The 13,998-nt window shown below is 59.7% G+C and carries 12 protein-coding genes and 2 pseudogenes; 9 read left to right on the forward strand and 5 right to left on the reverse strand.

Annotation, left to right across the window (positions count from 1 at the left end):
• Positions 1 to 9: 9 nt before the first annotated feature.
• Together ACQY1K_RS11965 and ACQY1K_RS11970 are read right to left on the reverse strand one after the other, a co-directional pair.
• Positions 10 to 1,005, reverse strand: coding sequence for an ABC transporter substrate-binding protein (locus tag ACQY1K_RS11965; RefSeq protein WP_430257460.1), 996 nt, complete (start codon positions 1,003 to 1,005; stop codon positions 10 to 12).
• A gap of 122 nt (positions 1,006 to 1,127) precedes the next feature.
• Positions 1,128 to 1,907, reverse strand: a complete 780-nt coding sequence (locus tag ACQY1K_RS11970; protein WP_184653743.1) for an ABC transporter permease — start codon at positions 1,905 to 1,907, stop codon at positions 1,128 to 1,130.
• A gap of 198 nt (positions 1,908 to 2,105) precedes the next feature.
• Between ACQY1K_RS11970 and ACQY1K_RS11975 the strand changes: the two are divergent.
• The 6 genes and pseudogenes from ACQY1K_RS11975 to ACQY1K_RS12000 form a co-directional block, all read left to right on the forward strand.
• Positions 2,106 to 2,246 (forward strand): annotated as a pseudogene (locus tag ACQY1K_RS11975) (flagellin); the annotation flags it as partial.
• A gap of 532 nt (positions 2,247 to 2,778) precedes the next feature.
• Positions 2,779 to 3,195 carry a DUF4174 domain-containing protein gene (locus ACQY1K_RS11980; protein WP_062455298.1) on the forward strand — a complete coding sequence of 139 codons (417 nt, stop codon included), beginning with the start codon at positions 2,779 to 2,781 and terminating at the stop codon, positions 3,193 to 3,195.
• Between the two features lie 168 nt (positions 3,196 to 3,363).
• Positions 3,364 to 3,645 (forward strand): hypothetical protein, encoded by a 282-nt coding sequence (locus ACQY1K_RS11985; protein ID WP_062455296.1) that lies wholly within the window; start codon positions 3,364 to 3,366, stop codon positions 3,643 to 3,645.
• A gap of 316 nt (positions 3,646 to 3,961) precedes the next feature.
• A complete protein-coding gene (locus ACQY1K_RS11990; RefSeq protein ID WP_209901534.1) occupies positions 3,962 to 5,323 on the forward strand; it encodes an enoyl ACP reductase FabMG family protein in 1,362 nt (453 codons plus the stop codon).
• A 199-nt stretch (positions 5,324 to 5,522) separates the two neighbouring features.
• A complete protein-coding gene (locus ACQY1K_RS11995) occupies positions 5,523 to 5,948 on the forward strand; it encodes a group II truncated hemoglobin (protein WP_244476126.1) in 426 nt (141 codons plus the stop codon).
• Positions 5,949 to 6,003: 55 nt separating this feature from the next.
• Complete coding sequence (locus ACQY1K_RS12000; protein ID WP_430258996.1) at positions 6,004 to 6,327, forward strand: DUF423 domain-containing protein; 324 nt, start codon at positions 6,004 to 6,006, stop codon at positions 6,325 to 6,327.
• Positions 6,328 to 6,497: 170 nt separating this feature from the next.
• Here ACQY1K_RS12000 and ACQY1K_RS12005 read toward each other — a convergent pair.
• Positions 6,498 to 6,821, reverse strand: a pseudogene (locus ACQY1K_RS12005) (DUF2325 domain-containing protein); the annotation flags it as partial.
• 625 nt (positions 6,822 to 7,446) lie between these two features.
• On the opposite strand from ACQY1K_RS12005, the gene ACQY1K_RS12010 reads away from it, so the two are divergent.
• Positions 7,447 to 9,342, forward strand: coding sequence for a methyl-accepting chemotaxis protein (locus ACQY1K_RS12010; protein WP_430257461.1), 1,896 nt, complete (start codon positions 7,447 to 7,449; stop codon positions 9,340 to 9,342).
• 96 nt (positions 9,343 to 9,438) lie between these two features.
• Here the strand turns inward: ACQY1K_RS12010 and ACQY1K_RS12015 are convergent, their stop codons facing one another.
• Positions 9,439 to 9,636 (reverse strand): DUF2735 domain-containing protein, encoded by a 198-nt coding sequence (locus ACQY1K_RS12015; RefSeq protein ID WP_062455286.1) that lies wholly within the window; start codon positions 9,634 to 9,636, stop codon positions 9,439 to 9,441.
• Positions 9,637 to 10,065: 429 nt separating this feature from the next.
• Between ACQY1K_RS12015 and ACQY1K_RS12020 the strand changes: the two genes are divergently transcribed.
• Positions 10,066 to 11,100, forward strand: a complete 1,035-nt coding sequence (locus ACQY1K_RS12020; protein WP_062582719.1) for a glutamine synthetase beta-grasp domain-containing protein — start codon at positions 10,066 to 10,068, stop codon at positions 11,098 to 11,100.
• A 614-nt stretch (positions 11,101 to 11,714) separates the two neighbouring features.
• Here ACQY1K_RS12020 and ACQY1K_RS12025 read toward each other — a convergent pair.
• Positions 11,715 to 12,350 carry a TetR family transcriptional regulator C-terminal domain-containing protein gene (locus tag ACQY1K_RS12025; RefSeq protein ID WP_430257462.1) on the reverse strand — a complete coding sequence of 212 codons (636 nt, stop codon included), beginning with the start codon at positions 12,348 to 12,350 and terminating at the stop codon, positions 11,715 to 11,717.
• 254 nt (positions 12,351 to 12,604) lie between these two features.
• Here ACQY1K_RS12025 and ACQY1K_RS12030 point away from each other — a divergent pair, with 254 nt between their 5' ends.
• Positions 12,605 to 13,858: a Zn-dependent hydrolase gene (locus ACQY1K_RS12030; RefSeq protein ID WP_430258998.1), complete on the forward strand. Its 1,254-nt coding sequence runs from the start codon at positions 12,605 to 12,607 to the stop codon at positions 13,856 to 13,858.
• The last annotated feature ends 140 nt before the right edge of the window (positions 13,859 to 13,998 follow it).

Below are 13,998 nucleotides of genomic sequence, written 5' to 3' on the forward strand. Positions count from 1 at the left end.
CTCGCTGAGTTATTTCCGGAAGGCGACGCCGACGCCCTTGCAGACGAATTGCGCATCGAAAACCCGACGGTAGTTGAAGTTTGCGCTGATCGTCTCGGCCGCCACCAGAGTGTCGAAGAATGACCTGTAGCGTTCTTCGGTGATGCAGCCGATGCCAGTCTTCACCGTCTCGTCGTTATCCACGAGGCCATATTGTCTCATGACGTCGAGCGCATAGGCAAGAAGCTCGTCCGTCATGTCCGGGTTCTCGAGCTTGATAAGCTCGTTTGCCGAATGGTTGTCGCCGTAAAGGTAGGTATTCCAGCCTTCGATCGTCGCGTCGATGAAACGCTGGATGACATCGGGCCTGTCAGCAATGAACGATGGTCGCACGGTGATCGTCTGGGCATAAGGCTTGTAGCCCTGGTCGGCGAGCAGAAACACTTTCGGTGACCATCCCGCCTGCAGCTGCACCGAGTACGGCTCGGACGTGAGAAGGCCCTGTTGCGCGGAATGCGTATTGGTAACGAAGGGCGTGAGACTGCCATTGTATGGCCGATACTGCTCCTCGGAAAAACCCTGGAATGACGCGAGCATCCACGCGAAATAGCTTTCGTAGCCGCCTGCACTCATGAATATGTCGGCAAGCCGGGTCAGGTCCTGGAACGTCTCGACACCGGGATGGGCCATCAGGATCTGTGGTGCTTTCTGATAGATTGCCGCGATATCAACGAGGGGGCTGCCGTCGACCGTCGCGTTGATCACGTTCTGGGGCGTACCAAGATAGAAATCAATCTTGCCGGACGTCAGCAACGCCTGGTTTGCCGCATTCGGGCCGCCGGGTATGATCTCCACATCGAGCCCATGCTTTGCATAGGTGCCGTCCGCTAGCGCCTGATAAAAGCCGCCATGGTCGGCCTGCGCCAGCCAGTCGGTGCCGAAACGAACCTTGTCGGCTGCGAGAGCCTCCTCGCTGCAACCTGCAAGAATTGCGATGATGGATGCAGTTTTCAATCGAATGTGCATGACGGTTTCCCAACCCAGCTCGGGACATCTACACTTTCGCCAGCATGTCGACCCAGACTGCTGTTTCACAGATGACCTACAAGAAGTTCAACTTCAGGAATTGCAACCATCATCATGCAAAGTCAACCGTCATTGCCGCGCCATTGGCCAAGCGACAATTTGGACATCATTCCAACGGCTTCGATGAGCAGGATCCCAACTGCGGTGACGAGCAGGGCTTCGCCGAACACAAGCCGGATATTGCCCTGCAGTGCGCTCTGGATACGCATGCCAATACCGGAATACTGTCCGCCGCGACCGGTCATCATGTCAGCAATGACGGCGCCGACAAGCGCCAGCCCGACTGCGGTGCGCAACCCGCTGAAGAAGAACGGCAAGGCGAACGGCCATCTCAGATAACAGAATGTCTGCCATCGCGACACGGGATAGATCCGCATCGCATCGAGCAGAACCGACGGCGTACTCTTTAGCCCTTGCAAAGTGCTGACGGTGATCGGGAAGAACGCCACGAGGAAGGCGACGATGACCTGCGTCAGCCCGGGTGGGGCGACCACGACCACGACCGGCGCAAGCACGATAACGGGAGTGACCTGGAGCGTCACCAAGAGTGGCAGAACGAGCGGCTCTAGCAAAAGCCAGCGATGCAGAAGAAGTGCGATAGCGACGCCCGCGACGACGGAAACCAGTAATGCGATCAGCGTCGTCTGGATAGTTACTCCTAGCGATCGAAAGACGCCCTTGCTCTCCAGTAGCGCGATCACCGCATCGGCCGGGGATGGCAGTACACTCAGTGGGATATCGAAGGACGCAGTGATCAACCACCAGATTGCAAGCAGCGAAAGGAAGCCTGTTGGCAGGCTGACCCTCTGTAGAATTGTCGCGGGCGTTTCGTTCGCGTCCATGAGCCCGGATTAACGAAAGAACGCTAAAATTCGTTGAATTTATTGCGGCATCGCAAGTTCGAGTCCGACGTGCATCACGGTTTCACGAGTTTCGGAAACTGCAAACCGATTACTGAAGGCGAACTACGCATCCAAATCTTCGGTCGCTCTTCTTTCAGACGGCTGTATCTCGGAAGTACGATCAACGGCTCCTGAAGTGTAAGCCGCCTTGTCGACACGGACATGGAGGAAGCCTCTGCTAGGCTGTCCGCAATCCAGACGCAGCAGCAACTTGCCGTTCAGACGTTGCAGATCGCCAATAGCAGCAGCGAGACGATTATGCAGCTCTTCAACTCCTGAACGCACCTGGAGCGCTGGCCGAAGTTCTTTCACGGATCCAGCCCTCCTTTCATTCTCTGGTCGACATCGTCATGACCAGGCGTTCGCCGGTTCACCGCGGTTCCGCTGTGGCGCGTATCGAGACCACCCTGCCCTACACCATTGCCACCATCTGGCCGCTCACGGCACCGGACGCTCTCTCGCCGTACGAGGCGATGCCTCAGGCTCCACATCCACCAGCATGTCGTCACACTCGAGACAGGTTATGCAGATCCCGCAGCAATCCTGATCAAACTCCTCAGCGGATCTTGGTTGTCGACAGCAGTCGCAAATGGGCGAGCCCGGGCCGGCGACCCGGGTGGGAGACAGAATTTCCATGACGTTGCCATCGCGTGCGTGCGCAGAGGTATCTGCCATCGCAACCTCCCTATTTCAGTTGATGATCATAAGATGGGAGCGACTAGCTCAAGAATCCAGAGAGGGCGTACAGACAGGAAGCACCTGAACCATCACGCGTTTGTTGCGTTCCTTCGGTAGATCTGGAGATGACCGCATGAAACGAACACTCATCGCCTTCGCCCTCTCGCTCGCAACCTCGCAGGTGTTTGCCATGGACAGCCTTTCACACCTCGAATGGAAAAAGCGTGTCCTCATCCTTTTCGGTGACAAGGGCGATGCATCGATTGCCCGACAGGTCGGCATCCTGACATCGCAAAAGGCGGAATTGGCGGAGCGCGACATGGTTGTGCTGCAGGTTTCCGGAGATGTCGTGGAAACGATCTATGGTGACGCCGACCGGATCGACGCGCGCAGGCTGCGCGCGGAGGCAAATATTGCGGACGGTGCGTTTCATGTCGTCCTTGTCGGCAAGGATGGCGGCGTGAAGCTGAAAAGCGATACGGTCGTCAGCGACGTCGAGATGTTCGACCTGATCGATCGCATGCCGATGCGCCGCGGCGGAAAAGGCTGAATGACCTCGGACAACGTTGGGGTATCCGTGGCACGCAACGGCGCCAATTCGTTCAACTTTTCGCGACCATTTCGGAAAACGCGGGCATATCCCCGATCGACATTTGCGTTGCGACGCGTTCACCCTACCTTAGGCGCCTAGGCCATGAATTGAAGGAGACGATGACAGATGAGCGCCGAATTCGGTCCGTACGTGCAGATGGGTAAGCTTGCTCAGGTGATGGCCCACCAGTACCAGAAGGACACCAACCTCGCTTTGGCGCCCCTGCTGTCGCATTACATGGACGAGGTCGAGGTCAACGTGGCCGCCGACAGTTTCAACCACTCCGGTTTCATGAACAATATCCGCGGGCCGCTCAAGGTCACGGCTGACGCAACGACGGACGAGCGGCGCAAGGCGTTCCTGCAGGCCGTCGTTGATGCGCTTCAGGAGCGCATGCAGCGTGTATAGGCCCTGCCGCAGCAGGATTCTTCCAAGACTGAACTCATAAGATCTGATGCAACGCGCCTTTTCGCGCACGTGCCGGCGTTGCGCTGTGCACGGCGCGGATGGTCGTGGAAGACGGAGGGGTTGCCATCAGAATACGGTCTCGGCACAGCTGTTAGGCGGACGATCGACCTTAACAACCGCCCTGATCACCGCGTCAGTTCACGAATCGACATACTTGGACACGCAAAATGAGTTCCCATTTCGCGTTTTTATGGTGCACTAGGTCTCAAAGATATTCGAGGGATCGATTCCGGTCCTTTTTGAGAGAGTTTGCGCCATGGAAAATCCGATCCCCCTGAAACGCATTTCCCAAAATGTCGTCTTTCGCAAAGGTGACGTGTTTGTTCTGTTCGGCGAGCTGTTCGGGCGCGGTTACGCGACCGGGCTGATCGAAGAGGCCAAGCGTGCGGGCATGAAGATCGTCGGCATCACCGTCGGGCGCCGCGACGAGAACAACGCGCTGCGTCCGCTGACCGATGACGAACTGCAGGCTGCGGAAACGCAGCTCGGCGGCAAGATCATCAACGTTCCGCTGATGGCGGGCTTTGATCTCGACTCACCGGCCGGCACGCCGACCCCGACCGATCTTCTGGCCGATATGACGCTCGAAAGCTGGCAGACCGACAAACTGGACTGGGATCACATCGAGGCATGCCGCACAGTCGGCGTGGAGCGCTTCCGGGATTCGCTGACGAAAGTCATGGCGATCCTCGAAGACATGATCCCGGCCGGCAAGAATGTCTTCTTTGCTCATACGATGGCGGGTGGCATCCCCAAGGCGAAGGCTTTCCTCGTCATTGCCAACCGCATCTACAAGGGCCGCGGCGCCCGCCACATGTCCTCGCAGACACTGCTCGACAGCGACATGGGCAAGCTGATCCTTGCAAACTTCGACGAGGTTTCCGCCAACACCTATCACCACCTGATCGATCTCAGCACCGCCATCCGCACGCGGATCGAAGCAGCGGGCAACCAGGTGCGCTACACGGCCTATGGATATCACGGCACCGGCATCCTGATCGGCGACGAATATCGCTGGCAGACCTACACCAACTACACGCAGGGCTATGCCAAGATGCGCCTTGAGGATGTAGCGCGCAAGGCTTGGGCCGATGGCATCAAGGCGACCGTCTACAACTGCCCGGAAATCCGGACCAACTCTTCCGACGTGTTTGCCGGTATCGAACTGCCGCTCATCCCTCTCCTTCTCGCATTGAAGAAGGAAGGCGGCGGCGCCTGGGCTGAAGAACTGTGGCAGGCCTGCCAGGAGCGCCTGGCAGACGGCTACACGGTTGAAGACACGCTGCAGAAGATCATCGATCTTCAGGCAGACGAAGTCATGCAGCCCTTCTACGATTTCAAGCGTTGGCCGATGCCAAACAGCCAGGGCCAGTCCGATCTCACCATCGGCACCTCGGCCGAGATCACGCAGATGCACAAGGACAGCAAGGTTCTGATCAGCGATCTGCTGAGCACGCTGGTCGTTGAGGCAACCGGACAGCTGATCTTTGCGGAAACCTCGAACCCGACCGGTCCTGTCGTGTGGCTCAACCACGACATCGTCGCCCGCAAGCTCAATTCGACCCATGAGTCGAATGCGGATGCAGGCGTGACCGAAAAGGTCAGAATGCTCGCCTGAAAAAGGCCGCTGCACTCCATCGTGCCCGCCGACCCCGCGTCGGCGGCACCATCGATGCAAAGATACTCCCTGACCGTCGCCCGGCATCGCTTTGCCCCTCAGGCCCTAGTCCGGGTCTTGCCCTGACGGTTGCTCCGGCCTACCAAGCCTTGAACGATCAACCACCCTTGATCCGTCTAAGACGCCGGATGGGTGAGCCATGGAAACCGTGATGGCAGACGAGGACAGGCAGACCACATCCGGCGAAACGATTACTCTTTACGAGGCGATCGGGGGTGATGCGACGGTTCGGGCCCTCGCGGCGCGCTTCTACACCCTGATGGATACGCTGCCGGAAGCTGCCCGCTGCCGGGCCGTTCATCCGCAAAGTCTGACGGGAAGTGAAGCGAAGTTCTATGACTATCTGACCGGCTATCTCGGCGGCCCGCCCGTCTATGTGGAAAAACACGGGCACCCTCGCCTTCGCTCGCGCCATTTCGGGGCTGAGATCGGACCGGTGGAGCGCGACGAATGGTTGCTGTGCTTCCGCCGCGCCATGGACGAGACGATCGCAAGCCCGGCCCTGCGCGACATCATCTGGCCGCCGATCGAGCGGCTGGCTCATCACATGCAAAACAGGGAATAGAGCCTTGGCGAGACTCGATAAACTGCGGCCGTTCATTCTCTTTACGAGCGGTCTGATGGGCGCCTGCGGCGTAGGCCTTGCGGCTGCCGCAAGTCATGGCGGCGATACGCTTCTGCTCGGCTCTGCCTCGATGATGTGCCTGGCGCACGCGCCGGTGCTGCTCGCTCTTTATCTTGGACATCAGCAGATCCGCACAGCGACGCTGGCCGGTCTCATTCTGGGCCTTGGGACGATCGTGTTTGCGGGTGATCTGGTGGCGCGTCATTATCTCGGAAGCCGACTGTTTCCGTTTGCCGCGCCACTCGGCGGCAATCTTATGATTCTCGGCTGGCTCGCAATCGCGATCGGAGCGTTTTTGCGCGCCGAGGCCCGGCGCTAGAACGTCCGGTTTGGCTCGAAGGTATCGATCTCGGCAAAGCCGTATCCTGCGAGCGGTCCATCGCGAGCCGGTAAAGCTCGGTCACCATGCCGTCGCCGCTCTGTTCGGCGAGCTTGTGCAGGACCGCCATCGCGTCGAGATCGCGCCCCTCGCGATCGAGAATAGGCTGATCAGGATAACCTGTTTTCATCATTGCGATCCTTGATGGTCTGCAGCGCCCGCTCAAGGCTTGACTTCGACCCGTTGCGCAAGGGGATGAAGGTGACGCCGAACTTCTTGCATCCGGTCTTTACCCGCAGACACGCATCGTGGCTGATACAGTCGATCGGGCAGAACACGCAGTCAACCGAGGGAAGCACCGTATCGATGCGGGAAACCGCCTCGCGCAACCCACCGTCGTGATGGATCAGTTCCGCGCCGTGGCGGGTGGCGATGGCGCGCAGATGGGCCACCTGGCAGTCCCGGCCGCCGACATAGAGAAAGCTGCGGATGTCGACCACTTCCCCGCCGATCCCGGAGGCGCCATTGGCAGCGCTGCGGTTCGAGGATGCCGCAGCATCGGATGCGGCATTGCCGCCACTCGTGTTTTTCCGCTTCTGTTTCTTCGCCATGATGCTCTCCGTATTGGGCCGGAATAATTCGGGGCAAACCCCGTCGTTGGCGCACCATATGAAACTTGAATTTGAGAGTAAAGATTAACGTCGACTCTTTCACTCATATTAATTCAGGGACGCAGCCCGCGTCGTTTTCGACCGACACGCGCGCCGAATGGCAGTTTTTCTGCTCACGTAGCGTATGGTAGCGGACCGTGGTTTTTAGGGGCATTGATAGGGCAGGCCGGCGTCGGCTTACAGCTCGATCAACGAAGCCTCGGGATTCACAGCAGTTTTAGCGTACCCTATACTGAGCATTTGCTCAAAACCGAGAATAAATTCAAACCCTAGCGTGTACTGTCAGTTTTCGCCCAAGTCCGGACAAATATTCGCCCGCTATTTTAACCAGCGATTAGCGCAATTACGGCAATAGGTTAGGTGGGCGTCCTCGCGCATGCCGAGAATTGGCGGGTTGGGATGTATTGTTGGGCAAGTTGAAGTGGTGTGCACTATGGCAATTCGGGATATGGCTATTTCGAAGAAACTCGGCCTCGTTACCGTCGTAATGGGCCTTTCTTCTCTTATTATTGCAGGCGTTGCGGGAAGCGGGCTCTATGGCCTGCAAAAGGCAATCATTTCAGTCGGCGCGCGTGAAGAAGTCGCTCGTGAAGCGATGGATCTGCGGGTCGACATTATCGCAATTAGCCGCATGACCTATCAGCTGGCCGCGGCGCCGGACAAAGCCAAGGATTTCCGCATCGACGCCGAAAAGCGCGCCGGCGAAATGCTGGCCCGCCTGCCGAAGATCGAGGCAACCGCAGACGCTGCCGAACAGGATCAGCTGAAGACGGTGAGAGCCGCCCTCGACAGCTATTTCGTCTCGATCCGCAGCATGGTGGACACCGCCGAAAAGAATGCAGCCGACACCGCCGCCATCTCGGCTGCGCTGAAAAAGGCGCTGGATGGCCAGAAGGTCGTCACCAACTCCGTCAAGGTCTACAGCACCTATTCCGGCAAGGAACTGGCTGTGGCCCGCGAAGAAGCCGTTGCGTCCTCGACCACCGCCATGCTGGTTTCGGCGCTGTCGGCCCTCGCCTTCATCATCATCGGCGCCACGATCAGCACGATCGTCGCACGCCGTGGCATCGTTCGCCCCATCCGCGAGCTGACCGAAGCCATGACCCGCCTTGCCAAGGGCGATATGAACATCGATGGCGTCGACGCAAGCCGCGGCGACGAAATCGGCGCAATGGCCCGTGCCGTCGAGGTATTCCATACCAACGCTGTCGCCATGACCGACCTCAAGGCACAGGAAGCAGCCCTTCACGAGCGTTCCAGCGACCTGCAGACGTCGATTTCGAAAGTTGTCGCATCCGCTGTCGCCGGCGATTTTTCCGGCCGCATCCGCAAGGACTACCAGAACGAAGACCTCAACCGCTTTGCATCGGGCGTCAACCAGCTGGTGGAAAGCGTCGACAATGCCGTCACGGAAGTTCGCCGCGTCATCGCAGCGCTTGCCGATGCCGACCTGACCCAGAGCATGAACGGCCAGTTCCAGGGTGCATTTGCCGAGCTTCAGACCAACGTCAACTCGACGATGGACCGTCTCAGCGCCACGATGAGCAACGTGCGCGGCGCAGCCGGCACGATCAATGACAACTCTGCCGAACTGTCTTCGGCGGCAAACGACCTCTCCAAGCGGACCGAGCAGCAGGCTGCAGCGCTTGAAGAAACGGCAGCCGCCCTCGACGAGATCACCACGACGGTGCGTGCCGCCTCTGCCCGCGCCACCGAAGCCCGCGACATGGTCTATGAGACCAAGCAGAGTGCGGCAAAGTCGGGCGAAATCGTTCGCAGCGCCGTCACCGCCATGAGCCGCATTGAAGACAGCTCGACGAAGATCAGCCAGATCATCGGCGTCATCGACGAGATTGCCTTCCAGACTAACCTGTTGGCGCTGAACGCCGGCGTCGAAGCCGCCCGTGCTGGCGAAGCCGGTCGCGGCTTTGCCGTCGTCGCTCAGGAAGTGCGTGAGCTCGCCCAGCGCTCCGCCAATGCGGCAAAGGAAATCAAGACGCTGATCAGCGCCTCGGCTTCCGAAGTCGCAGGCGGCGTTTCGCTGGTGCGCTCGACCGGTACAGCACTTGTCGAGATCGAAAGCCTGGTCAACAAGGTCAACGAACATGTGGAATCCATCGCCACGGCTGCCCGCGAGCAGTCGACGGCGCTGGCCGAGATCAACTCCTCGGTCAACCACATGGACCAGATGACCCAGAAAAACGCCGCGATGGTGGAAGAAACGACGGCGGCGAGCGAGACGCTTGCAGCCGAAAGCCGCCAGCTTCAGGCGCTTCTTTCCAACTTCAAGCTGGAAGGTGGCAGCGAGCTCGGCGGCATGGCACGCCGGATGCGCGCGGCCTGATAAAAGCCTGGACAGTCAGACCGTAAAATCCCGGGGGCAGCGATGCTCTCGGGATTTTTCAATTCGGATCGGCCATCCGGCGATGGCCCGCAACGCTCAGCAGGGTTTCGGTCCCTGTTCCGGCTTGGTGTCGACCAACGCACTGCTCACTGCTTCTTCATGATACCAGCAGTGGTCCTGCACCGCGACCGGGTAGGTCCCGACCGGCACCGTGGCGCCGTTCTCAAGACGGATCCGTGGCGTCAATGGAAATTGCAGGATCTGCGCTGTCTCACGATGGATGCCAATAACCATCCTATCGCCTCCTCCTCAATGCGCACTCAAACGCATACCAACCAGAGATATGCACATTTTTTGTGCTTTCTGCACTATTTTACATCATTTGCCTGTTCGGCGCTAGGCACGAATGAAAGCAAACGAGCTCAGGGCGATATAGTTTCGTCGGCGGAACTCAGACGCTAAGCATAATTCCTTGTTTCACGACCCCCGGTGGGTACGCGAAAAATCGATTGATTTTCAAACGGGCTGGGATGATGGCGTTACAGTCGTCACCCGCAGACATGTAAACCCGGCCAATCCTACGACTTTTTTATCGGGATTTTTGGGCGACGACAAAAACTGGCACGGTATGTGCGTTCTATGTCTCATGCCCGGGATGCAGCGCTTTCGCGTCGCAGTCTCTGGATGGCTCAACCATGAACACCACGGCCTGAGAGATAAAATATGACCAAGTTTAAGCTCGAGTACATCTGGCTCGACGGTTACACCCCCGTCCCGAACCTGCGTGGCAAGACGCAGATCAAGGAATTCGACACCTTCCCGACGCTGGAACAGCTGCCGCTGTGGGGCTTCGACGGTTCGTCGACCAATCAGGCCGAAGGCCGCTCGTCCGACTGCGTGCTGAAGCCGGTCGCCATCTACCCGGATCCGGCCCGCACCAACGGTGCGCTGGTCATGTGCGAAGTGATGATGCCTGATGGCGTTACCCCGCACGCGTCCAACAGCCGCGCGACCATCCTCGATGACGAAGATGCATGGTTCGGTTTCGAACAGGAATACTTCTTCTACGAAGACGGCCGTCCGCTCGGCTTCCCGGAAAGCGGCTACCCCGCTCCGCAGGGTCCGTACTACACGGGCGTCGGCTACAAGAACGTCGGTTCGGTTGCCCGCGAAATCGTTGAAGAGCATCTCGACCAGTGCCTCGCAGCCGGCATCAACCACGAAGGCATCAATGCCGAAGTGGCCAAGGGCCAGTGGGAATTCCAGATTTTCGGCAAGGGCTCCAAGCGCGCCGCCGACCAGATCTGGATGGCCCGCTACCTGCTTCTGCGTCTGACGGAACAGTACGGCATCGACATCGAGTTCCATTGCAAGCCGCTCGGCGACACCGACTGGAACGGCTCCGGCATGCACTGCAACTTCTCGACCAAGTACATGCGCGAAGTGGGCGGCAAGGACTATTTCGAGGCGCTGATGGCGCAGTTCGACAAGAACCTGCAGGACCATATCGACGTCTACGGCCCGGACAACCACCTGCGTCTGACCGGCAAGCACGAAACGGCGCCGTGGAACAAGTTCTCCTACGGCGTTGCCGACCGTGGCGCCTCGATCCGCGTGCCGCATTCCTTCGTCAACAACGGCTACAAGGGCTACCTCGAAGACCGCCGTCCGAACAGCCAGGGCGACCCCTACGCGATCGCCTCGCAGGTTCTGAAGACGATCTCGGAAGTGCCGCTCGCGAAGTCCGCTGCCGCTTAAGACACAACGTCCTCCCAGGACAACGAAGACGCCGGCCTCGCGCCGGCGTTTTTTTGTTTCGGGGGTTCTGCACGTGAGGCTTTCCCGGCACGCTCCCCTGGATCGGTACCTCTCCGCCCTCAGGGCTCAGGGCTCACCCCTATCCGCCCTCATCCCCCTCTCCGCACCCTGAACCCTCTCCAAACCCTAATCCCTGTGCTCGTCACAGGGATCCAGCAGCGTCGCGTCCGCGGCGCGGAAGGGTCTTCTCAGCCCAAGGACTTGGGCTGACTGGATTCCTGTGACGAGCACAGGAATGAGGGAGTGTGGGAGGGCCGCTCGCAAAGACGGCTGCCGCTTGTGATCCCAAGTCGGCTGTCGCTTAGGACGCTGGAGCCATTGCCGCTTGAGGCGCAAAAGCTCTCTCCACCCTCATCCCTGTGCTCGTCACAGGGATCCAGCAGCGTCGCGTCTGCGGCGCGGGAAGGCTCTCCTTAGCCCAAGGACTTGGGCAGCCTGGATCCCTGTGAAAGGCACAGGAATGAGGGAGTGTGTGAGGGACGCCTCGCCAAGACGGCTGCCGCCGGAGATGCAACATCGGCTGCCGCTTGAGACGCAAAGTCCTCCGGGAAGCCCTAGGGCTTCAGCCCCTCCAGAAACAGCCCCTCCAGAAACCGCGCCGCATCCTCGAAACGGTCCTCGTCGTCCCGGTCCTGGCCGAGGACGGCGCGGACCTGGACGTCGAAATCGGCGTAATGTTGCGTGGTGGACCAGATCGAGAAGATCAGGTGATAAGGGTCGCAGGTGCGGATCTTGCCGGCTTTCGACCAGGCGCGGATGACGTCGGCCTTTTCATCGACCAGGTCTTTGAGGGGCCCCTTCAGCTCGTCCTCGATATGCGGCGCGCCCTGCAGGATTTCGTTGGCGAAAAGCCGGCTTTCGCGGGGGAAATCCCGCGCCATTTCCAGCTTGCGACGGATATAGGAGCGGATTTCCGAAGCCGGATTGCCTGTAGCGTCGAAAGCGCGCAGCGGCTCCAGCCAGGTCGAGAGAACCCGGTCGATCAGCTGGCGGTGGATCGCCTCCTTGGTGCGGAAATAATAGAGCAGGTTCGGCTTCGACATCCCCGCCGCCTCGGCAATCTGGTCGATCGTCGTGCCGCGGAAACCGCTGACCGAAAACACCTCAAGTGCGGCCTCGAGAATGACCTCTTCCTTCTCCTCCTGGATGCGGGTGCGCCGCTGCGTTTTCGCCGCTCGTGGAATGGCCATCCGTGTCCTGCCTTGCCTTCCCAAACGCTGATCCAGGCTCGTGTCACAAGGCCCATTTTCAAGGCATCTGGCGCGAAAATAGGCGAGTATTTTTCGTGATTTACGGCTTGAGTGGCGGTCGGGAAATTGTATGTTTTACCAGTCGGTCAAATTATCGATCACAGACAAAACAAACGCAATGCCGATGTTTCAGATCTGGCCAAACGTGGGTCGGGAACGCGGCTCTTGCAGGCATAACGGGTAAGGACAAGATGATGGCGGCAGCACCGGGCGAGAACATGCGTGTGAACGGCGACCGGCTGTGGGACATGCTGGAGGAGATGGCGAAGATCGGCCCCGGTATTGCCGGCGGCAACAACCGCCAGACCCTGACCGACGAGGACGGCGAAGGCCGCCACCTGTTCAAGCGCTGGTGCGAAGACGCCGGCATGACCGTCGGCACCGACAAGATGGGCACGATGTTTGCGACCCGCGCCGGCACCGATCCGGATGCGCTGCCGGTCTATATCGGCTCCCACCTCGATACCCAGCCGACCGGCGGCAAATATGACGGTGTGCTCGGCGTGCTGGCGGGGCTCGAAGTCGTGCGCTCGATGAACGATCTCGGGGTGAAGACGAAGCATCCTGTCGTCGTCACCAACTGGGCGAACGAGGAAGGTGCGCGGTTTGCGCCGGCCATGCTCGCCTCCGGTGTGTTTGCCGGTGTTCATTCGCTCGACTACGCCTATAGCCGCAAGGATCCGGACGGCAAGACCTATGGCGAGGAGCTGAAGCGGATCGGCTGGCTGGGCGACGAAGAGGTCGGCGCCCGCAAGATGCATGCCTATTTCGAATATCATATCGAGCAGGGCCCAATCCTCGAAGCCGAGCAAAAACAGATCGGCGTCGTTACTCACTGCCAGGGCCTGTGGTGGCTGGAATTCACGCTGACGGGAAAGGAAGCCCATACCGGCTCCACCCCAATGGACCGCCGCGTCAATGCGGGGCTCGCTTTCGGCCGCATTCTGGAACTGGTGCAGGACGTGGCGATGGCGGAGCAGCCGGGCGCTGTCGCTGGCGTCGGCCAGGCATTCTTCTCGCCCAATTCCCGAAACGTGCTGCCCGGCAAGGTGGCCTTCACCGTCGACATGCGCACGCCGACGCAGGAAAAGCTCGACCGCATGCGGGCGAAGATCGAGGCGGGCGCAATCGAGATCTGCGAAGCGCTCGGTGTCGGCTGCGCCGTTGAAGCCGTCGGTCATTTCGATCCTGTCACCTTCGATCCGGTTCTGGTCGGCCGGGTGCGCGATGCCGCGGTCAAGCTCGGCTACAGCCATCTGGACATCATTTCCGGCGCCGGCCACGATGCCTGCTGGGCATCCAGACTGGCACCCTCGACGATGATCTTTTGCCCCTGCGTCGACGGCGTCTCGCACAACGAGGCCGAGGAGATCTCCAAGGACTGGGCCGCCGCCGGCTGCGACGTGCTGCTGCATGCGGTGCTGGAAACGGCGGAGATTGTGGCGTGAGGAGATCCGAGCTACACTCGACGCCGGCAACAAAAGCGGAGCCAGCCGCATGTCACCCGCACCGGAAATTCTTGTTTTCAAGCATCGCCGCGCCGTCAGCGCGACGGGCAAACGCGCGTGCGACGAGGTTCGAGCCATCG

Origin of the sequence: Neorhizobium sp. IRS_2294, from assembly GCF_050500145.1 — a bacterium.
GTDB lineage: Bacteria > Pseudomonadota > Alphaproteobacteria > Rhizobiales > Rhizobiaceae > Neorhizobium > Neorhizobium soli.

What these genes read in the sequence shown, in the direction of transcription:
- ACQY1K_RS11965 (WP_430257460.1), bottom strand. Translation starts at nt 1,005, where the DNA reads ATGCACATTCGATTGAAAACTGCATCCATCATCGCAATTCTTGCAGGT.
- ACQY1K_RS11970 (WP_184653743.1), bottom strand. Translation starts at nt 1,907, where the DNA reads ATGGACGCGAACGAAACGCCCGCGACAATTCTACAGAGGGTCAGCCTG.
- ACQY1K_RS11980 (WP_062455298.1), top strand. Translation starts at nt 2,779, where the DNA reads ATGAAACGAACACTCATCGCCTTCGCCCTCTCGCTCGCAACCTCGCAG.
- ACQY1K_RS11985 (WP_062455296.1), top strand. Translation starts at nt 3,364, where the DNA reads ATGAGCGCCGAATTCGGTCCGTACGTGCAGATGGGTAAGCTTGCTCAG.
- ACQY1K_RS11990 (WP_209901534.1), top strand. Translation starts at nt 3,962, where the DNA reads ATGGAAAATCCGATCCCCCTGAAACGCATTTCCCAAAATGTCGTCTTT.
- ACQY1K_RS11995 (WP_244476126.1), top strand. Translation starts at nt 5,523, where the DNA reads ATGGAAACCGTGATGGCAGACGAGGACAGGCAGACCACATCCGGCGAA.
- ACQY1K_RS12000 (WP_430258996.1), top strand. Translation starts at nt 6,004, where the DNA reads ATGGGCGCCTGCGGCGTAGGCCTTGCGGCTGCCGCAAGTCATGGCGGC.
- ACQY1K_RS12010 (WP_430257461.1), top strand. Translation starts at nt 7,447, where the DNA reads ATGGCTATTTCGAAGAAACTCGGCCTCGTTACCGTCGTAATGGGCCTT.
- ACQY1K_RS12015 (WP_062455286.1), bottom strand. Translation starts at nt 9,636, where the DNA reads ATGGTTATTGGCATCCATCGTGAGACAGCGCAGATCCTGCAATTTCCA.
- ACQY1K_RS12020 (WP_062582719.1), top strand. Translation starts at nt 10,066, where the DNA reads ATGACCAAGTTTAAGCTCGAGTACATCTGGCTCGACGGTTACACCCCC.
- ACQY1K_RS12025 (WP_430257462.1), bottom strand. Translation starts at nt 12,350, where the DNA reads ATGGCCATTCCACGAGCGGCGAAAACGCAGCGGCGCACCCGCATCCAG.
- ACQY1K_RS12030 (WP_430258998.1), top strand. Translation starts at nt 12,605, where the DNA reads ATGGCGGCAGCACCGGGCGAGAACATGCGTGTGAACGGCGACCGGCTG.